General features: G+C 57.4%; 15 protein-coding genes. 6 read left to right on the forward strand and 9 right to left on the reverse strand.

What is annotated here, in order from left to right; translation table 11 throughout:
* Window positions 1–10: 10 nt before the first annotated feature.
* Window positions 11–1,021: an NAD-dependent epimerase/dehydratase family protein gene (locus tag GAO09_RS07925; RefSeq protein WP_153353489.1), complete on the reverse strand. Its 1,011-nt coding sequence runs from the start codon at window positions 1,019–1,021 to the stop codon at window positions 11–13.
* Window positions 984–2,024 carry an MraY family glycosyltransferase gene (locus GAO09_RS07930; protein ID WP_153353490.1) on the reverse strand — a complete coding sequence of 347 codons (1,041 nt, stop codon included), beginning with the start codon at window positions 2,022–2,024 and terminating at the stop codon, window positions 984–986. The genes GAO09_RS07925 and GAO09_RS07930 overlap by 38 nt, the downstream gene beginning before the upstream one ends.
* A gap of 362 nt (window positions 2,025–2,386) precedes the next feature.
* Here GAO09_RS07930 and GAO09_RS07935 point away from each other — a divergent pair, with 362 nt between their 5' ends.
* Window positions 2,387–3,421, forward strand: a complete 1,035-nt coding sequence (locus GAO09_RS07935; RefSeq protein WP_153353491.1) for an aspartate-semialdehyde dehydrogenase — start codon at window positions 2,387–2,389, stop codon at window positions 3,419–3,421.
* Window positions 3,422–3,616: 195 nt separating this feature from the next.
* On the forward strand, window positions 3,617–4,429 hold the full coding sequence (locus GAO09_RS07940) for a lytic murein transglycosylase (RefSeq protein WP_235937974.1): 813 nt from the start codon (window positions 3,617–3,619) through the stop codon (window positions 4,427–4,429).
* A gap of 31 nt (window positions 4,430–4,460) precedes the next feature.
* On the opposite strand, the gene GAO09_RS07945 is transcribed toward GAO09_RS07940, so the two are convergent.
* Window positions 4,461–5,099 carry a carbonic anhydrase gene (locus tag GAO09_RS07945; protein WP_153353493.1) on the reverse strand — a complete coding sequence of 213 codons (639 nt, stop codon included), beginning with the start codon at window positions 5,097–5,099 and terminating at the stop codon, window positions 4,461–4,463.
* A gap of 52 nt (window positions 5,100–5,151) precedes the next feature.
* Window positions 5,152–6,024, reverse strand: a complete 873-nt coding sequence (gene pdxY / locus GAO09_RS07950) for a pyridoxal kinase PdxY (RefSeq protein ID WP_153353494.1) — start codon at window positions 6,022–6,024, stop codon at window positions 5,152–5,154.
* Window positions 6,025–6,195: 171 nt separating this feature from the next.
* Between pdxY and GAO09_RS07955 the strand changes: the two genes are divergently transcribed.
* The gene (locus GAO09_RS07955) at window positions 6,196–10,935 is read left to right on the forward strand and encodes an NAD-glutamate dehydrogenase (RefSeq protein WP_324184984.1); all 4,740 of its coding nucleotides are present in this window, start codon (window positions 6,196–6,198) and stop codon (window positions 10,933–10,935) included.
* Window positions 10,936–10,968: 33 nt separating this feature from the next.
* Window positions 10,969–12,366, forward strand: coding sequence for an MFS transporter (locus GAO09_RS07960; protein ID WP_235937975.1), 1,398 nt, complete (start codon window positions 10,969–10,971; stop codon window positions 12,364–12,366).
* Window positions 12,367–12,375: 9 nt separating this feature from the next.
* Here GAO09_RS07960 and purH read toward each other — a convergent pair whose 3' ends face one another.
* From purH to htpX, 4 genes are all read right to left on the reverse strand, one after another.
* On the reverse strand, window positions 12,376–13,992 hold the full coding sequence (gene purH, locus GAO09_RS07965) for a bifunctional phosphoribosylaminoimidazolecarboxamide formyltransferase/IMP cyclohydrolase (protein ID WP_153353496.1): 1,617 nt from the start codon (window positions 13,990–13,992) through the stop codon (window positions 12,376–12,378).
* 87 nt (window positions 13,993–14,079) lie between these two features.
* On the reverse strand, window positions 14,080–15,675 hold the full coding sequence (locus tag GAO09_RS07970; protein WP_153353547.1) for a heparinase II/III family protein: 1,596 nt from the start codon (window positions 15,673–15,675) through the stop codon (window positions 14,080–14,082).
* Window positions 15,676–15,866: 191 nt separating this feature from the next.
* Window positions 15,867–17,258 carry an RsmB/NOP family class I SAM-dependent RNA methyltransferase gene (locus tag GAO09_RS07975; RefSeq protein WP_410768159.1) on the reverse strand — a complete coding sequence of 464 codons (1,392 nt, stop codon included), beginning with the start codon at window positions 17,256–17,258 and terminating at the stop codon, window positions 15,867–15,869.
* Window positions 17,249–18,208 carry a zinc metalloprotease HtpX gene (gene htpX, locus GAO09_RS07980; protein WP_153353498.1) on the reverse strand — a complete coding sequence of 320 codons (960 nt, stop codon included), beginning with the start codon at window positions 18,206–18,208 and terminating at the stop codon, window positions 17,249–17,251. The genes GAO09_RS07975 and htpX overlap by 10 nt, the downstream gene beginning before the upstream one ends.
* A 108-nt stretch (window positions 18,209–18,316) precedes the next feature.
* On the opposite strand from htpX, the gene GAO09_RS07985 reads away from it, so the two are divergent.
* Together GAO09_RS07985 and GAO09_RS07990 are read left to right on the forward strand one after the other, a co-directional pair.
* Complete coding sequence (locus tag GAO09_RS07985) at window positions 18,317–18,538, forward strand: DUF1674 domain-containing protein (protein WP_153353499.1); 222 nt, start codon at window positions 18,317–18,319, stop codon at window positions 18,536–18,538.
* Between the two features lie 48 nt (window positions 18,539–18,586).
* Window positions 18,587–19,030 carry a thermonuclease family protein gene (locus GAO09_RS07990; protein WP_153353500.1) on the forward strand — a complete coding sequence of 148 codons (444 nt, stop codon included), beginning with the start codon at window positions 18,587–18,589 and terminating at the stop codon, window positions 19,028–19,030.
* A 21-nt stretch (window positions 19,031–19,051) separates the two neighbouring features.
* On the opposite strand, the gene GAO09_RS07995 is transcribed toward GAO09_RS07990, so the two are convergent.
* The gene (locus tag GAO09_RS07995) at window positions 19,052–19,210 is read right to left on the reverse strand and encodes a hypothetical protein (RefSeq protein ID WP_209018643.1); all 159 of its coding nucleotides are present in this window, start codon (window positions 19,208–19,210) and stop codon (window positions 19,052–19,054) included.
* Between the last annotated feature and the right edge of the window lie 29 nt (window positions 19,211–19,239).

Here is a 19,239-nt window from a genome sequence, read left to right on the forward strand (position 1 = left end):
TATCATCGTATCAGTTCCGCGCTTCCGGTGGACCTCTGAAACTTTCAACCGTCGCGCGCATTCCATCTTCTGAAGAAATCGGCGGCAACCATTGCAGGAGACGACAGGTCTTGCCTATATCGACCTGCAGGTTGGCAAGCAAGCGCTCTCGGTAGGCCGACTTTCCTAAAAGTTGCAAAACGGCACCCAGAAATGGCACTGGAATCGGCAAATGTATCGGCTTTTTTCCCTGCAGCTTTGCCAGTCTGGAAAACAGATCTGCGGTAGAAAGATCGATGCCGTCGCTGACGAGAAAAATCTGGCCTGCCGCTTGAGGATGCTCTGCAACCCGCGCCAAGAGGTCGCATAGGTTTTCGACATAAACCATCGAGCGGCTATTGGTAACTGCACCAAAAACCGAAGGCAGCCCACTACCTGCCCATTTCAACATCAGCGCGAAATTGGCCGGCACATCCGGCCCGTAAACAAGCGGAGGGCGGACGACAGTGATTTCCATGCCGGTTTCACGACCAAGCTGAAACAGGCGCCGCTCCGCCTCCAGTTTCGAACGTCCGTATTCATCAACCGGTTTTGGCATGTCGTCCGCCAGAAAAGGTTGTCTCGTGACGCTATGGCCCCCGCTTGCCTTGATCGAACTAACAAAAACGAAACGGCGCACGCCGACAGCAGCGGCCTGGCGTGCCAGCGCCAGCGTCGCTTCAACATTGACCAACCTGAAAGCCTCTGCGGGGTCGGCTTCTTCTTTCAGGACGTGTGCCCGACCTGCAAGATGAATTACGACATCGATATCGTGCAGCAGGGCTGTCCAATCGAATTGCCTTGTCATATCCCCGACAGAGATACATCCGGGTGCCGGATTGCGGCTGACTGCGCGGACGGCGGTCCCGCGCTTCTCCAGAAAAGAGATCAGGAACCGACCGATAAAGCCATTTCCGCCAGTAATCAGAATCAAAGGTGAGGTCTCCTTTCCTGCGGCATGCCGGTTAATGCCTGCCACGTCCAAAATGCCCACCCATTTCATTGTCCTTCAAGCCTGCACCGACCCATAGGCAGCCAGCGGCAAGACAAGCATAAACGATAGTTACAAAGCCGTAGGCGAAAAGCGGTGATGCAGGAAGAAATACGGTTGCCGGCAAAAGAAACACCAGATTGAAAATAGCTGCAGCACCTGTCACGCGTCGAGCGCCACCCAAACTCCGGAACAGACGTTGATAAGCATGAGAACGATGAGCTTGCGTAACATTCTCGCCGCGTAAAAATCGAACCAGCAAGGTGACCGTGGCATCTGATGCAAACAATGAAGCTATGAGAAGCCATTGCGGAACTATCATCCAACCGAACGAAATACTGAACAACGCAAAAGCGAACAGCATGAAGGCAAGAAACGTGCTGCCAGCATCTCCCATGAATATACGCGCTGGCGGCCAATTGAATATGAGAAACGATAAAGTCGAAACCGCGACAGCAGCCATCATCCACCATGTCGGCGACAAGCTTCCACCGTGACTCCAGATCACCAGCATGGCTGAAAACAGCATGATCACGGCCTGCTGGCCGGCAATACCGTCGATTCCATCCATGAAATTAAACAGGTTTATCCACCAGACACCCGCCAGCAATAGCAAGGCAACGGCGAGTGGCCAGAGAGCGGAGAAGCTTGATCCGAAAAAATCAGTGGCAACGCCGGAAAGAAAGATGGCTCCCGCAACAGCCACGGCCTGAACGAGAAAACGCAGCCGGGCCGGCAGTGGGGTCCGATCATCGATCAAACCCAAGAGAGCGATAACGAGACCCAAGCCGCACAGGCCCAGCGCTACAAGATCATTTCCGGCAAAAACCACACAGGCAATCAACGCACCAACAACAATCCCGATGCCACCGCCCGTTGGTGTTGGTGTCTTGTGCGACGAACGTGCGACAGGCGCTTGAACCAGTCCAAATCGCCCCGCATTCAAGATCATCAGCCATATGACCAGCCAACTCGATGCAGCAGCAGCAATGCAGAGAAGCAGATTCGTCATCATGACGGATATTATCGTCCTGTTTCAAAAACTTTGGATCGGTGTAAGGCGAAGCCTGCTGCATTGTCCAGCTTAACCGGCTTGCGTTACACCGCGCTTGACTCTGCCTGCAAATCTTTTAATGAATTCGCGCGAAAAGGAAGCACCATGGCCCATATGCGGTTCGACATCGCTGCCCATGTTCAGCCGGCACGGATTGCCGGAGGATGCTTCTTTGTTTCCAAAACCAAGGCCAAAACCACGACGAAAATTATCGTCTGACGTCTCTGGCCACCGCTCTCTCCCCGGTAAGGCCGGGGATCAGGATCCGGCGAATTGTGCCGGTTCCCCTCACCGCCGAGGAGAGAAGAGAAAGAGAGCATATCATGGGTTTCAAGATCGCAGTCGCAGGCGCTACCGGCAATGTCGGCCGGGAAATGCTGAACATTCTTTCCGAGCGTGGCTTTCCGGCAGATGAAGTCGTCGCACTCGCTTCCGCTCGCAGCCAGGGCACCGAAGTCTCCTACGGCGACAAGACACTGAAGGTTTCCAACCTCGAGCATTACGATTTTTCCGACACCGATATCTGCCTGATGTCCGCCGGTGGTGACGCTTCGAAGAAGTGGTCGCCAAAGATCGGCGCGCAGGGTTGCGTCGTAATCGATAACTCGTCGGCTTGGCGTTATGATTCCGAAGTCCCGCTGATCGTCCCGGAAGTAAACCCGGATGCAATCACAACCTTCGGCAAGAAGAACATCATCGCCAACCCGAATTGCTCGACGGCCCAGCTCGTTGTCGCTCTCAAGCCACTTCACGACTTCGCCAAGATCAAGCGTGTCGTCGTCTCGACCTACCAGTCCGTTTCCGGTGCCGGCAAGGAAGGCATGGACGAACTCTTCACCCAGACCCGCGCCGTATTCGTCGCCGATCCGGTCGAAGCCAAGAAGTTCACCAAGCGCATCGCCTTCAACGTCATTCCTCATATCGATAGCTTCATGGAAGACGGTTACACCAAGGAAGAGTGGAAGGTTCTGGCCGAAACCAAGAAGATGCTCGACCCGAAGATCAAGGTCACCTGCACCGCCGTGCGCGTACCGGTCTTCATCGGTCACTCGGAATCGGTCAATATCGAGTTCGAAAACGAGATCACAGCCGATCAGGCTCGCGACATCCTGCGAGAAGCACCGGGTTGCCTTGTCATCGACAAGCACGAGAACGGTGGCTACATCACCCCGCTCGAATCCGCCGGTGAAGATGCGACCTATATCTCGCGCATCCGCGAAGACGCGACTGTCGAGAACGGCCTCAACATCTGGGTCGTTTCCGACAATCTGCGCAAGGGTGCAGCCCTCAATGCCATCCAGATTGCCGAACTTCTTGTCAATCGTGGCCTGATCAAGCCGCGCAAGCAGGCCGCTTGAACCATTTAGTAAGCATGTAATACTAAAAACCCCGCTGAAAGGCGGGGTTTTTAAATACGAATCGCAGCAAGGATCACGAACTGTTCATGCTTCCTTGCGTTGCGAGCGTCGAAAACTCTGCCATAAGCTTAATATCGGTGGCCCTGCAGTGAGTAACCTGATCGCTGCTTTAACAGAACGATGGACCTGACACGCATGAAAAAGCTTTTGCTCTCCGGTATACTCGCAATCGGCTTCGGCTTTTCCGCGGCACCCGCTCTGGCAGCGGCGTGTGGAAACGACAGCAGCGGCTTTGCCAACTGGGTCCAGGATTTCAAGCAGACGGCTCCATCAAAGGGTATATCACCGTCGGTTCTCGACCGCGCCTTCGCCAATGTCAGCTACAACCGCGATACGATCCGCGCGGACCGCGGTCAGCGCAGCTTCAAGCTTTCCTTCGAGGAATTCATGAAGAAGCGTGGAGGCCAGGCGATCATTTCGCGTGGCAAGACGATGAAGAAGAACAACGCCTCGCTGTTTGCATCCATCGAGCGTCGTTACGGCGTTCCGGCTGGTCCGCTCCTGGCAATCTGGGGCATGGAAACCGGTTTCGGCGGCTATATGGGTAACCAGCACACGCTTTCCGCTGTCGCGACGCTTTCCTATGACTGCCGCCGCTCGGCATTCTTCACCGAGCAGCTTTATGCTGCCTTGCAGCTTGTTGCGCGTGGCGACCTGAGCGTGACGGCCAAGGGCGCGGCCCATGGTGAAATCGGCCAGACGCAGTTCCTGCCGCTGAACGTCATCCGCTATGGTGCCGATGGTGATGGCGACGGCCATATCGATATGGTCCGTTCGCGTGCAGATGCCCTGGCATCCACCGCTAATTTCCTGCGTGGCCATGGCTGGCGCGCTGGCGCCGGCTATCAGCCGGGCGAACCAAACTTTGTTGCTATCCAGGGATGGAATGCTGCTTCTGTCTATCAGAAGGCAATCGCCTATATGGGCGCCCAGATCGACGGCCAATAAGCCGTCGATCTCATTTCAACGAATATGATGCTCAGAGGTCAGGGCGGATAAAATCGCCCGCCTCGTTCATGATCCAGAGCTCGCCGCTCGAAATATCGAACCACGCGCCGTGGACGTTGAGTTCACCTTCTTCGTGAAGCGTCTTCACGAATGGAAAGCTCATCAGATTGGTGATCGAGTTGCGGATAGAGACGCGCTCGAGCGCGGTCTGGCGCTCGCCTTGTGTCATCAGATCATTGTTCTGGATCTGCTCGGCGGCGGGCTTCAGAAGCTGCATCCACCTGCCTATGAAATCGCCGGGAGAAAGTGGCTCCATATCCGGGTCAAGAGCCGCCTTGATGCCACCGCAACGACCGTGTCCCATGACGACGATATTGCTGATCTTGAGCACCTGGACGGCATATTCAACAGCCGCAGATGTCGCGTGATACTGGCTGTCCGGCTCGAAAGGCGGCACCATGTTTGCAACGTTGCGAACAACGAACAATTCACCGGGACCACAGTCAAAGATAAGTTCCGGTGCCGCGCGTGAATCGCAACAGGCAATCAACAGCGTATGAGGGGTCTGGCCCTGCTCGGCAAGCACGCGATAACGTTCGCGGGCATCGGCATAGCGGCCGTTCATGAAGTTGCGGTAACCCGCGAGCAAAAGTTCGGGAAAAGTGTCCATGAGAAGACGCTTATAGCGCACGCTGACGGGAATCAACGTGCACGATATCGCCTTATCGGCGAACGTTCTGCAAAGGGTGAATCAAACGGCGCAACTGTACCATCGCCATGGGCGTCGCCAGGCTGGAAGCGTCGGTCTCAAGTGCCAGTTCATCACCACCGCGTTTGGCCGTCCGTGCCAGCACTTCGTAGACGCTGGCCGTCGCCATCTGCAGGGACTTTTCCTCATCCATGCCAGACAGCAGGCGGGCAAGAAAAACCGCAGCCAGCAAATCGCCCAGGCCGTTCGGCGGATTGTCGATCAGGCGATGTTCGGCCAAGAGCGCGAGCTTGCCTGTCAAATAAAGATTGCCGGTTCCACCGGTCATCATGGGCACGGCCGAAGTCACCAGCATTCGGGCCGGACCAAGCGCCACGGCCGCATCCATGATTGCTGCATTGGTTTCAAGCGCGGCACCGGAAAGCCAGGCCAGTTCATATCGGTTTGGTGTTGCCAGCGATGCAAGCGGGATAAGTTCGTCGCGGATAGCCTCCGCTGTCGGCAGAGGGATGTAGAGCCCGCCGAGATCACCCATGACGGGATCGCATACATACATCACGTCCGGATTTTTCTGCCGCAGGGCCCGAATGAGGCGCGCAACCGCCTTGGGTTGGCCCGGATGACCGAAATACCCGGTCAGTACAGCTTTGACCTCACCGATCCATGGTGCCGCGATCAGATCATCAATGACCTTCTCGAACTCTTCTTCAGGAAAGACCATGCGTGTCGAGCGGCCATGCCCGGGATGCCAGGGCAAAACAACTGTCGGCAGTGCCCAGACCGGAAATCCCAGTGTTTCCAAAGCGAACACGGCAGCCCGGTTGCCAACCGACCCGCGCACGACGTGACTGGAAATGACGATGACAGCGCTTGGGTTTTCGGACATGGCAAAGACTTTCGATCGAATGCGTTGTTGATCAGTTTTTCAGGCCTTTATGTCAACAAGTCTTCGCTGATCGGTGGAATAACCGGGTGGCAATCGGTTAACATGAGACAAATGTCTGCTTCGCGTCGTCCGCGTCAGACGCCAATAATATGATCTGGGAGAGGAATGCCCGTGGATAAGAAGCGCAATCCGAAAAAAGACAAGCAGATCGACGCGGCACGCCGCATCGCCACCAAGAATGCACTCGATCCGCATCTCCTCTTCAGCCGGGCCAGCAAGGATGACCTTGCAGATTATACCCCCGAAATGCTTGCTCTTTCCGCAGAGGAAGCACGGAAGGCCCTGGCAGGCTGGGATCAGAAGACCGCGCACGTTCTGATCGAAGCAGTTCCCGGTATAGAACCGGCCGGGACAGCAGTCTCAGTGCTGACGATCATCGATCGCAACCAGCCCTTCCTTTATGATTCCATCATGGGCGAGGTGACGAGCAGCTATCGTGACCTGACTCTGACCGTTCACCCCATCCTGCACGTCGAAAACGGCAAGGAACCGGTCTTTCAACCAAGCGACGCACCGGCCGATCCCGAACACACGGTCAGCCTGATCCAGATTCACATGCCGTTGCTGAGCGCGGAACAGGCAAGTGATCTGGAACAGCGCATCGGCAAGGTTCTGGAGCAAGTTCATCTGGCGATCGTGGACTGGCAGGCTATGCTTGCCCGCCTTGAGACCGCGATCTCTGAACTCTCGGCGATCTCTCGCAAAAAGACCGATCGTGACGAAGCGCTGGCCTTCCTTGAATGGCTGCGTGACGACAACTTCACCTTCCTCGGCATGCGCGAATATACCTATTCGGGCAACGGTGCCGAAGCCCGCTTCGAGCGCGCCACTGAACGCGGCCTCGGCATTCTGTCCGATCCGGACGTTCTCGTTCTGCGTCAGGGCAAAAATGCCGTGATGACCACGCCGGAAATCCTCGAATTCCTTGAAGGACCTGATTTCCTGATCGTCACCAAGGCCAACGTCAAATCCGTTGTCCATCGCCGTGCCTATATGGATTATGTCGGCATCAAGCGCTTTGACGAATCCGGCAAAGTCATTGGCGAACTGCGTGTCGTCGGCCTGTTCACGGCAACGGCCTATACCCATTCCGTCAGTGAAATTCCGCTCATCCGCGCCAAGAGCAAACGCATCAAGGAGCATTTCGGCTTTGACCGTCTGAGCCATTCCGGCCGCATGCTGAAGAACACGCTGGAATCCTATCCGCGTGATGACATGTTCCAGATCCACCCCGATGTTCTGATAAAGTTCTGCGAACAGATCATGGAACTGGCGGAACGCCCGCGCGTGCGCGTTCTGCCGCGTATCGACCAGTTCGACCGTTTCGTGTCAGTGATTGTTTATGTTCCACGTGAAAACTACAACTCATACGTACGTGAAAAGGTAGGTGACTACCTTTCCAACATCTACGAAGGGCATGTTTCCGCCTATTACCCCGCTTTCCCGGAGGGCGGGATAGCCCGCGTCCACTTCATTATTGGCCGAACCGGCGGCAAGACGCCGCGCATTCCGCAGCAGAAGCTGGAAGCGACCATTCGCGATATTGCGACCCCCTGGAGCGAACGATTTGCAACCCTCGCGGGGCCGCACCAGCCCACACTCCATACGACCCAGGCCTATCAGGAGACCTTTACGCCGGAAGAGGTGTTCGGTGATCTGGCGGATATCAATGCCTGCGTCGGCGGCGAGCCCATCCGCATCGAATTCTATCGCAGCAGTGACGATGACGAGGCCACGCTTTCGCTGAAAATCTTCCATCAGGCCGGCCAGCTTTCACTGTCACGCCGCGTGCCACTTCTGGAAAATCTCGGTTTTCAGGTGCTGAGCGAGCAGACGTTCGAACTGGAAGTGGAAGCCGAAGGTGGCCGCACGCTGGTCGTTGTGCACGATATGGAATTGCGGATCGATGGTAGCCACCGCATCGACTTCGCACGCCAGTCACAGCAGCTCGAAGAGGCATTCCTCGATGCCTATTTTGGCCTGATCGACAATGACAGTTTCAACAGGCTTGTTCTGCTTTGCGGCGTTTCCTCACGTGAAGTGACGGTGCTGCGTGCCTATGCCCGTTATCTGCGCCAGACAGGCATCGTTTATTCGCAGAACCATATCGCCGACACGCTGGCACGTTACCCGACGATCGCCGCCGATCTGCTGAAACTGTTCCATGACGGCTTTGACCCGAAACTGAGCGACAAGAAGCGGGACAAAAAGCTCTCCGAGCGCCATGCCGAAATCGAAACGGCATTGGCTGATGTGCCCAACCTCGACGATGACCGCACGCTTCGCCGTTTCGTCAACGTCATCGATTCGACCCTTCGCACCAACTATTTTCAACGCGACGAAAGCGGCAAGCCAAATGCCATGCTGGCGTTCAAGCTGGATCCGAAACAACTCGACAACCTGCCGGAGCCGCGTCCGTTCCGCGAAATGTTCGTCTACGGTACCGAAGTCGAGGGCGTGCATCTGCGTTTTGGCAAGGTCGCCCGTGGCGGCCTGCGCTGGTCCGATCGCGGCGAGGATTACCGCACCGAAGTGCTGGGCCTCGTGAAGGCACAACAGGTCAAGAATGCCGTCATCGTGCCGGTCGGTGCCAAGGGGGGCTTCTTCCCGAAGAAACTGCCGGTCGGCGGCACGCGCGACGAAATCTTCAATGCTGGTCGTGCGGCCTACATGACATATATCCGCACGTTGCTGTCGATCACCGACAACATCATCGATGGTGAGGTGGCCGCGCCCAAGAATACGGTGCGCGTCGATGACGACGATCCCTATTTCGTTGTTGCCGCCGACAAGGGTACCGCCACCTTCTCCGACACGGCTAACGGCCTTGCGCAGGAAGCCGGCTTCTGGCTGGATGACGCTTTTGCCTCGGGTGGTTCCGCCGGTTACGACCACAAGAAGATGGGCATCACGGCCCGCGGCGCCTGGGAAACCGTCAAACGCCATTTCCGCGAGCAGGACATCGATATCCAAACCACCCCCTTCACCGTTGCCGGTGTCGGCGACATGTCGGGCGACGTGTTCGGCAACGGCATGCTGCTGTCACGCGAAATCCGCCTGATCGCCGCTTTCGACCACCGCGACATCTTCATCGACCCGAATCCGGATACGACAAAGAGCTTCGCCGAACGTGGGCGTATGTTCGCCCTGCCCCGCTCCAGTTGGCAGGATTATGATCGCTCGGTCCTGTCCGAGGGAGCAATGATCATTTCGCGCTCGGAAAAATCAGTAAAGCTGACGCCGGAAGCCGCTGCTGCGATCGACCTTGGCAAAACGACTGCGACACCGTTCGAAATCCTGACTGCTATTCTAAAAAGCCCCGTCGATCTGCTGTGGTTCGGTGGTATCGGCACCTATATCAAGGCCGCTTCCGAAACCGATGCCGAAGTCGGCGACCGCGCCAATGATCCGATCCGTGTTACGGCCGGCGAACTGCGCGCCAAGGTCATCGGCGAAGGCGCCAATCTGGGCGTCACGCAGAAGGGCCGTATCGCCTATGCGCTGAACGGTGGCCGATGCAATTCGGATGCGATCGACAACTCGGCAGGTGTCAATTCCTCCGACGTCGAAGTCAATATCAAGATTGCGCTGAGCCCCGCGATGAAGGAAGGCCGCCTGCCGCGTGAAAAGCGCAACCGCCTCCTGACTTCGATGACGGAAGAGGTCGCGGCGCTTGTCCTGCGCAACAACTACCTGCAATCGCTGGCAATCTCGCTATCCGAGCGCAAGGGTATTCGTGATCGTGAAGTGCTGTCCCGCCTGATGTCGGTTCTCGAATCCCGTGGTCAGTTGAACCGCAAGGTCGAAACCTTGCCGGATGATACGACCATGGCCGACCGGTACATTGCCGGCAAACCATTGACCCGGCCGGAAATCGGCGTGCTTCTTTCCTACGCGAAGATCGTTCTGTTTGACGACATTCTCGAGAGCGCGCTGCCGGACGATCCTTATATGGCAGACACTTTGGCCGACTATTTCCCGGCCGGCATGAAGAAGGCTTATGCGGCGGACATCGCCGGACACCGCCTGCATCGTGAAATCGTTGCGACATTGCTTGCCAACGAAACGATCAATCGGGGTGGGCCGGGTTTTGTTCAGCAGATGGTCGACATTACCGGCTGCGCGCCGGCAGATGTCGTCAAGGCCGCGTTCCTCGCCCGCGAAAGCTTTGGCCTGACCCAGATCTGGAAGGAAATTGACGCGCTCGACAATGTTCTTCCGGGTGCGACCCAGAACATGCTCTATGCACATGTCGAGGATATTTTCGCCGACGCGACCCGGTTGATCCTGCAGACCAAAACCGCCGATGGTCCGCTGGAAGCAGCAAGCCGCCGCCTGGCAACGGCGATCAAGGGTATGCGGACATCGTTGAAAGATCTGCCGGCCGATACAGAACTGGAAACAGCCGGTATCTCGGAAGATCTTTCGCAAAAGCTGCGTGCCCTGCCGACCCTCGTGCTCGCGCCGGAAATCATGGTCGTCGCCGAACGCACCAGCGAACCTTTGGCCCGTGCGACGGAAGCCTACTTTGCCGTCAGCGAAATCTTCCGCATCGGCCGGTTGCTGGAAGCAGGCGAAAGGGTGGCGACCAGCGATCATTATGAAAGCCTGGCACTGACCCGCAGCCTGCAGCAGATCACCGTTGCCCGCCGGGACATCGTCATTGCCGCCTTGTCCGCACATGCAAAAGACAAGAAGCCGGTCGAGGCCTGGTATGCCGGTGATCGTCAGCGCGTGAACCGCATCAGCGGCGAACTTATCGCACTCAGCGACGGCGCGGATGTGACTTTGGCGAAGGTAACGGTGGCTGCCGGCCTGCTGGGCGATCTCGCCCACCGCAGCGCCAAGTAATCACTGATATAATCATCCATGGAGACCGGCCCCATGTCGACCGACCACCCTGCCCCAGATCCGAGAACATCACGTCTTGGCATCTGGGGCTGGATGTTGTTCGACTGGGCCGCTCAACCTTTCTTCACGGTCGTTACGACCTTTATCTTCGGGCCCTATTTCGTGGCCCGAATGACCGAAGATCCGGTCGCGGCTCAGGCCGCCTGGAGCAATATGGCAACTGTCTCATCGTTGCTGATCGCTATTCTATCACCGGTTCTCGGTTCGATCGCCGATGAATCCGGCTCACGAAAGCCGTGGATTGCCTTTTTCGCCGTCATCAAGGTCGCCAGCTTAGCCATGCTTTGGTTTGCAGCACCTGGCTCACCGATCATATGGCCGCTGCTGTTCATGGTTCTGGCGTCGCTTGCGGCGGAATTTTCGATCGTCTTCAACGACTCGATGATGCCACGGCTTGTGAGCGAAAAGGAAGTCGGGCGTATTTCCAACATCGCTTGGGGGTTGGGTTATCTCGGCGGAATGCTGGTGCTGATCCTCGTGGTCGCGCTGCTGGCCGGCGATCCGCAATCCGGGCGGACGATCATCGGCACGACACCGCTGTTCGGTCTCGATCCGACAACAGGCGAGGATTCCCGCGTAACCGGCCCGCTGTCGGCAGCGTGGTATCTGATCTTCATTCTGCCGATGTTCCTGTTCACCCCGGATGCGGCAAAGGGCCTGCCGCTACGCCAAGCAATCGCCTCGGGCTTGTGTCAGTTGCGCGGCACGATCGGCGAGCTAAAACACCGGCCGCATTTGCTGCGCTTTCTCGTGGCCCGCATGCTCTATCAGGATGGCGTCAATGGTCTTCTGATCCTTGGCGGCGCCTTTGCTGCCGGCATGTTCGGTTGGGCAACCATCGAGATCGGCATTTACGGTATTATCCTGAACGTGGTTGCAGTGTTCAGCTGTATTGCAGCAGGTTGGGTAGACCGCGCGATAGGCTCGAAAACCGTGGTCATCATCAGCCTGACGCTACTTTTGACCGCAACAGTGGGCATCATCTCGACAAGCCCTGGCAATGTGTTTTTCGGCCTACTGCCGTTATCGGCGGAAGATAGTGGTGGCCTGTTCGGCACGGCCGCGGAAAAAGCCTATATCCTTTTCGGTATGCTGATCGGCATCGCCTTCGGACCGGTGCAGGCATCCTCCCGTTCCTATATGGCGCGCAGTGTTAGCCTGTCGGAAGCGGGTCGTTATTTCGGCATCTATGCGCTGTCAGGCAGGGCCACGAGTTTTCTCGCCACGTTGTCCTTTTCCGTCGCAACCTATGCCACAGGCTCCGCGCATGTCGGCATGGCAACGCTGACCATCTTTCTCTCGGCAGGCCTCGTGCTTTTGATCAGCACGCCTGAGCCCAAAACGAGGCCGGAAGAGCTTCCGACCTCGTAAATTTTGCACTCAATGGCGGAAGTGGCGCATTCCGGTGAAGACCATGGCAACGCCATGCTCATCGGCAGCCGCAATCACCTCGGCATCGCGCATCGACCCACCTGGCTGGATGACGGCGGTCGCGCCTGCGGAAATGGCCGACAACAGGCCATCCGCAAACGGGAAGAAGGCCTCCGAGGCAACCGCCGAACCCTTGGTCATCGGCTCGGCCCAGCCCATAGCCTTGGCGGCTTCTTCAGCCTTGAGGCCGGCGATGCGCGCGGAGTCGATGCGGCTCATCTGGCCGGCACCAATACCGGCTGTCTGGCCTTCCTTGGCGTAGACGATAGCGTTCGACTTGACGTGCTTGGCAACCTTGTAGGCGAACTTCAGGTCTTCCAGCTCGGTCGGCGTCGGCGCGCGCTTGGTGACGACACGCAGATCGAGATCTTCGATCATGCCGTTGTCGCGGGTCTGGACCAGCAGGCCACCGGCAACGGTCTTTGCCGTGATGCCGCGCGAGCGCGGGTCCGGCAGGCCGCCGGTCACCAGAAGGCGCAGGTTCGGCTTCTTGGCGATGATCGCCTTGGCCTCTTCCGACACTTCAGGCGCGATGATGACCTCGGTGAACAGTTTGACGATTTCTTCCGCGGTCTCGCCATCCAGCAACTGATTGAGCGCGATGATACCGCCGAAGGCAGACGTGCTGTCGCAGGCAAGTGCCCGCAGATAGGCATCCTTCAGCGTAGAGCCGGTAGCAACGCCGCAGGGGTTTGCGTGCTTGATGATCGCACAGGCAGGCCCTTTGTCGGCCGTAAATTCGCCGATCAGCTCGAAGGCACCATCGGTATCGTTGATGTTGTTATAGGAAAGCTGCTTGCCCTGCAGAAGAGTGGCCGTGGAAACACCCGGACGGTTCTCGCCGGTTACATAGAAGCCGGCGCTCTGATGCGGGTTTTCGCCGTAACGCATTTCTTCCTTCAACACCCCGCCGATGGTGCGGTAGCGCGGGATCTCGATATCGAGCGCTTCGGCGAACCAGTTAGAAATCGCCGTGTCGTAAGCCGCGGTTCGGGCATAGGCCTTTGCCGCCAGTTTCTGGCGGAAAGCATAGGCTGTATGGCCATCATTGCTGCCCAGCACCTCGATCAGCGCCGGATAATCAGATGGGTCGGTGACAATAGTGACATAGGCGTGGTTCTTCGCCGAGGCACGGATCATGGCCGGGCCGCCGATATCGATGTTTTCAACCGTCGTCGGGTAGTCCCCACCGGCCGCACGCACTTCCTCGAACGGATAGAGGTTGATGACGCTGAGATCGATGCCACCGATGCCATGTTCCTTCATGGCAGCAACGTGGTCTTCGTCATCGCGGATGGCGAGAAGACCACCGTGAACGCCCGGATGCAGCGTCTTGACGCGACCATCCATGATTTCCGGAAAACCGGTCACTTCTGAAACATCGGTGACCTCAAGGCCGGCAGCGGCGATTGCCTTGTGGGTACCGCCGGTCGACAGAAGGCGCACCCCCTGCTCCGCCAACGCCTTGGCAAGCTCGATGATACCGGTCTTGTCCGAAACCGACAAAAGCGCGGTACGAATTTTCACCTTGTCGGGAGCGGGAATTTTTTTGGACACGACGGCCATCGGGCTTCTCCATCTGGTCGCGCCCGCAGACGATCGGGCGCCCTCAAGGCGTCGCGTTAGCACAGGTTTGACAGAGAAGGAACCGCACTATTCCGATCGTTTCAGCATCCAGCGGATTTCATTCACCATCGGCAGGGTGAAGGTTATCGTCAACTGCTCCGTCTCGCGCACGCCGGAGACATCCGCAAAGAAGATATCCTCCTCGATTTCCACCTCGAGCCCCGGCGCCGTGAACAGCCATGCGTCACCATCCGGCGCGTCCATCAATACCGTTTCACCATCGATACGCGACAAGGAGATTGAAGGATGGATGTGAAAGCGGGCGACGGCCGCAAGCTCCTTGCCGCTGCCGCGTGTATTGCCATCGGGCATAATGAATTTGTCATGGCCCTTGATCTTCGTGCCCTTGACGTTCATGCCGATCTCACGGGCATGCAGATACCCGAAGCGCGCGAGATAGCCGTCATGCGTTGCACTCAGCCAGTCATTGCCCTGCGTATCTTCGGATCGATCGCAATGAACGATGCTGAACGGCTCCATGACAGCAAGGCCCAATGGCGATTTCGTGAGCCTTGAAGACGAGGTTTCGCTCAAAGTTACCGTCGAATGAGTGGCGGTTGCGCGGGCAAGCGTCCGGTAGCTGCGGCCGGCAAATTTTGGCATGCCCGCGTTGATAATGTAGCGATGTCGGCCAGCTGACATTTCAAAGGCAAGGCAACCCGCATGGGCCGAATGTGCCGCTTGAGCCGACTGTGGCGATCCGGTGTCGACAATGACGGTTGTTTCACCGGCTGCCAGCCTGTGATAGTGGATATGGGGCAGAGCCTTGAACGGTTTTCCAGAGGTCTCGTCATATCTCAACACTGACAGAAGTTCGGTAGCCGGCGTAGCGCTCGCACCATTGAACAATGCAAGATCACCATCCTGATGCCTGAAAAAACGCAGGGCTGGATACATGCGATCGATTGTCGGAATGAGTTTTTGCGGGATGTCATGACCGAGATTGATATAGGTTTGTCTCAGCGGCAGGAGATCAAGCAACAAGTCCAGAACAAGGCGGGGGTTGCGGGAGGCATGGCCCCCATCAGCCAAAATCTGCCGCTCCAGTTCGCGATCAAGTTTCAGTCCCTGGCGCCGCACCGCAGCCGCAGAATTAGGCATGGCTATCGCCGCCATCGCGAGCGCGATCTGCAGCCTTAGCCGGGTTTCTGTTTCGGGCAGATAATCGCCGATCTTGCGCAGATACTTTGCCTGGTAGGCAAGGCTCTTCATAAAGCGGCGGTAGAATCCGCTATCGCTTCCCTGCAGTATGACGGTCGAATGAGAGAGCAAGGCAATCATTCGCTCAGCGACGACATGCGGCTCCCAGGCAATGCCGGAAATTCTTTTGCCGTGGAGCGCTATCCAGCTTGCCGTAATGGAACGGGCATTTGCGCAAGCTGCATCCGTTTTCGCGGTTCGGATATGGCGCAGCCAAGAAAAGGAATGCAGTCGTTCCGCAAAGCCACGTGATGGCAATTGCAACGTGAACGGAGATTCACCGTCCGTCACCAATACGCGTCCAGCCAACGGAAAACGCCCCTCAAGAATTTCCTCGGCAATATAGGGGTCGGTGGCTCGCAAATCAGTCGGGGCCACAATCAGACGATCTGGAACTCGCAAGGTTGGGCGCGTTAAAGGCATGCGCAATGCCAGCCACGCCAGGCAGAACCTGTAACGTGCCTGCTGCAGGCCGGCGGACAACGATCCCCGGCGTTCTGCGGCGTGACTCGACAATCAAAAAACTCCGACAAGCGTAACGCGCCAGCCGCTATGCGGCGGCGGAATCATCCTGCAAACCTAAAAAAGTATTGTCTTTTATGATGAAGAAACGGTTAGCGAGGGGAAAGCACGGCGGCAAAGAACCCATCCATGCCACCTGCAAACCCGTCTACCGGCGGCAACATTGCCGGAGTGGTACGGAATTCCCCAAGAGAGGTGATCGCTTTTTCCAACCCCGGCCATGCTACCGGATCGACCGGAACGCGGACAAGGTTCGGGTTGTCCGCCAGAACCTTGGCAACGACGGTTTCACCTTCAAGCGGATCAAGCGAGCAGTTCGAGAACACCACCAGACCGCCCGGCTTCACCAGAGTGATTGCATGACGGAGCATGCGCTCCTGCAGAACGGCCAGTTTACCGATATCCTCAGGTCCTTTGGTCCAGAACACATCCGGATGGCGGCGGGTCGTGCCGGTGGAAGAGCAGGGGGCGTCAAGCAGAACACCGTCCAGCAGTTCATCCGGTTTGAAATCAAAGAGATCGGCCTGGCGCACCTCGACCGACAGCTTGAGACGATCAAGGTTTTCCTGCAGCCTGCGCACACGATTAGCGGATTGCTCGATAGCGACCACATCTGCACCCGCCGCGGCAAGCTGCGCCGTCTTGCCTCCAGGGGCAGCGCAGAGATCGGCAATACGCTTGCCCTTCAGATCGCCAAACAGTTTGGCCGGAATGGCGGCAGCGGCATCCTGGACCCACCAGGTACCATCCTCATATCCTTCAAGCCCCGAAACCGAACCATCGAAGGCCGGAAGTCGCACGCTGCCGGTGGCCAGTATCCGGCCATTCAACTTGCTCGCCCAGGCTTCGGGATCGGCTTTGACTGTCAGATCGATCGCAGGCGGCCAGAGTTGTGCTTCGGCGATGCGCATCGCGTCGTCTGCCCCATAGGCCTTTGCGAGGCGAGCGTGGAACCAAGCCGGCACGGGCGAGATTTCGGATGTTCTTGCGAGAAGATCGTCCTTTTCCCGTACCATGCGACGCAGCACCGCATTCACCAACTTGGCAAAACGGCGGTTACGCGGATCGCGATTGGCCTGTTCAACGGCGAGATCAACGGCTGCGTGCGCCGGCACATCAAGATGCAGGATCTGCGCAGCGGCCACGATGAGAACGTGATGAAGAGCGCGCGCACCTTCCGGAAGCGGTGCATCGATCAACGAAGCGATGGCAGCTTCGAGACGCAGGAGATGACGCAGCGCGGTCGTGAGAATGGCACGCGTCAACGCCCGGTCAGCATCACTCAGAGCCTTGTAGGCAGCATTGCCCTGGTTGAGATCCAGCATGCCATCAAGGGAAATCTTGCGATCGATCACCGCGCCGAGAAACTTGGCAGCGGTCATGCGCACTTCCAGGCCCGGCTTGTCGGATGCGACCGGGCGAGAGGGCCGCGCACCGTTTGTCGATTTGGAAGGCTTCTTGTTTTTATTCTCGTTCAAGACCAGGGACCTTTGCGCGGTTCATCAGAGCCGCGGCCCCAGCCTGTATTGGGTACGGAACGTGCGGCGCGCTGCGGTCTAGCAGCCTGAAAGCCGCCAGTCGAGGCAGTAGAAGCAAAGGAGGATGCCATTTCCTGCAAGGCAGCGATGCGGTTCTCGGTATTTGGGTGGGTAGAGAACAGATTGTCCATGCGCTCACCCGACAGCGGATTGATGATGAACATGTGCGCGGTGGCTGGATTACGCTCGGCGTCGTAATTGGGGATAGCATGCGCAGCACCGGAGATCTTAGCAAGCGCCGAGGCAAGCCACATCGGATTGCCGCAGATTTCCGCCCCGCGACGGTCGGCTGAATATTCGCGTGTGCGGCTAACAGCCATCTGCACAATCATCGCCGCGAAAGGCGCAACGACCATCGCCACGATCGTGCCGATCACACCCAACGGATTGTTGGAACGATTTCCGCTGAAGAACATGGCGAAATTGGCAAGCATGGAAATAGCACCGGCAAATGTCGCAGTTATCGTCATGATCAGGGTGTCGCGGTTCTGAATATGCGCCAGTTCATGCGCCATCACACCTGCCACCTCTTCCGGCGTCAGGCGCTCCAATAGACCCGTCGAGGCGGCAACGGCAGAATTCTCCGGGTTGCGACCTGTGGCAAACGCATTCGGCTGCGGGTTGTCGTAAACGTAGACGCGCGGCATTGGCAGGCCGGCATTGGCCGACAGATCACGGATCATATGAAACAGTTCGGGCGCATTGCGCTCGTCCACTTCCTGCGCATGATAGGCAGACAGAACCATCCTGTCGGAATTCCAGTAGGAAAACAGGTTCATGCCGGCAGCGATCACCAGTGCGATCATCATACCGCCCTTGCCTCCGATCAGCAGGCCAATCCCCATGAACAGCGCTGTCATAAAGGCCAGAAGCATGGCGGTGCGCATCATATTCATCGTCATCTCTCCCGTTGCCAGTAAACCGAAGGGTTTTCCATTCTCGTTCAACGGCCTATGATGTGGTGAATTCAGCCTGTTTTTTCAATGAACCATCCGGTGAGCGGAATGCAAACTGCCGATAATGACAATGCCGAAACCGTAATAGAACCTGTTACTGACCCAAAGCCACTCTCACCTGCCGCACAACGCGCGCTGCAAGAGGCCGAAGAGCGCCGCCAGGCAACGGTTCAGGCGGCGCAGATGCCGGAAGAATTCGGCGGTCGTGGCGGCGCCGATCCCGCGCGATTTGGCGACTGGGAAATCAACGGCCGGGCTATCGATTTTTAAGTAAATATTCCTATTGAATTCTGAGATGAATTGGAATTTATTCCTTTCATGTCAAACTTTCTCTCACTCGCCTGTGCTCTTCTGCTTGTCTTTGCCACAGAGGTGTTGGCACGAGACGAGGTTGTTGGCCCGGTTGAGGCCGAAATCCTGCGTGTCGTGGATGGCGACACCTTGCTGGTGGAGGCACGACCATGGCCGCAACAGCGTGTGGAAGTCTATGTGCGCATACGCGGCATCGATGCCCCCGAAATAAGGTCGAATTGCCAGCAAGTCCGTGAAGCGGGAGCGGAGGCCCTGCGGGTGCTGGAAAACTTGGCTGAGCGGTCAGCGAAAATCCAACTCACCCACATTTCGGGCGACAAATATTTTGGCCGGATCGTTGCCGACGTGGCGCTGACGGATGGAAGCAGTGCAGCCGAGAGCATGCGGTCGGCGGGGGTCGTCCGAGATTATTACTGTGGTCGCAAGCAGAGAGAAACCTGCGGAAGCTGAACTGATTGTTCCCACCAAACCTCATCTGCCCTTATTTTCGAGCAGAGCTTCGACAAGAGCCATATTCGGTTCGAAATATGTTTCGAAGTGAGCACGACCTCTCGCCTGCGCTTCATCAATCCGCTGCTTGTCCAGCATGGAAGCGAGCTGCATCGCATTGGCCATGGCGGATTCGTCCATGATCGACTGGTGAGTGGCTGGATAGATCC

The sequence above is a fragment of the Endobacterium cereale genome, from assembly GCF_009617585.1.
GTDB lineage: Bacteria > Pseudomonadota > Alphaproteobacteria > Rhizobiales > Rhizobiaceae > Neorhizobium > Neorhizobium cereale.

What these genes read in the sequence shown, in the direction of transcription:
- GAO09_RS07925 (WP_153353489.1), bottom strand. Translation starts at nt 1,021, where the DNA reads ATGAAATGGGTGGGCATTTTGGACGTGGCAGGCATTAACCGGCATGCC.
- GAO09_RS07930 (WP_153353490.1), bottom strand. Translation starts at nt 2,024, where the DNA reads ATGATGACGAATCTGCTTCTCTGCATTGCTGCTGCTGCATCGAGTTGG.
- GAO09_RS07935 (WP_153353491.1), top strand. Translation starts at nt 2,387, where the DNA reads ATGGGTTTCAAGATCGCAGTCGCAGGCGCTACCGGCAATGTCGGCCGG.
- GAO09_RS07940 (WP_235937974.1), top strand. Translation starts at nt 3,617, where the DNA reads ATGAAAAAGCTTTTGCTCTCCGGTATACTCGCAATCGGCTTCGGCTTT.
- GAO09_RS07945 (WP_153353493.1), bottom strand. Translation starts at nt 5,099, where the DNA reads ATGGACACTTTTCCCGAACTTTTGCTCGCGGGTTACCGCAACTTCATG.
- pdxY (WP_153353494.1), bottom strand. Translation starts at nt 6,024, where the DNA reads ATGTCCGAAAACCCAAGCGCTGTCATCGTCATTTCCAGTCACGTCGTG.
- GAO09_RS07960 (WP_235937975.1), top strand. Translation starts at nt 10,969, where the DNA reads ATGTCGACCGACCACCCTGCCCCAGATCCGAGAACATCACGTCTTGGC.
- purH (WP_153353496.1), bottom strand. Translation starts at nt 13,992, where the DNA reads ATGGCCGTCGTGTCCAAAAAAATTCCCGCTCCCGACAAGGTGAAAATT.
- GAO09_RS07970 (WP_153353547.1), bottom strand. Translation starts at nt 15,675, where the DNA reads ATGCCTTTAACGCGCCCAACCTTGCGAGTTCCAGATCGTCTGATTGTG.
- htpX (WP_153353498.1), bottom strand. Translation starts at nt 18,208, where the DNA reads ATGAATATGATGCGCACCGCCATGCTTCTGGCCTTTATGACAGCGCTG.
- GAO09_RS07985 (WP_153353499.1), top strand. Translation starts at nt 18,317, where the DNA reads ATGCAAACTGCCGATAATGACAATGCCGAAACCGTAATAGAACCTGTT.
- GAO09_RS07990 (WP_153353500.1), top strand. Translation starts at nt 18,587, where the DNA reads ATGTCAAACTTTCTCTCACTCGCCTGTGCTCTTCTGCTTGTCTTTGCC.
- GAO09_RS07995 (WP_209018643.1), bottom strand. Translation starts at nt 19,210, where the DNA reads ATGGACGAATCCGCCATGGCCAATGCGATGCAGCTCGCTTCCATGCTG.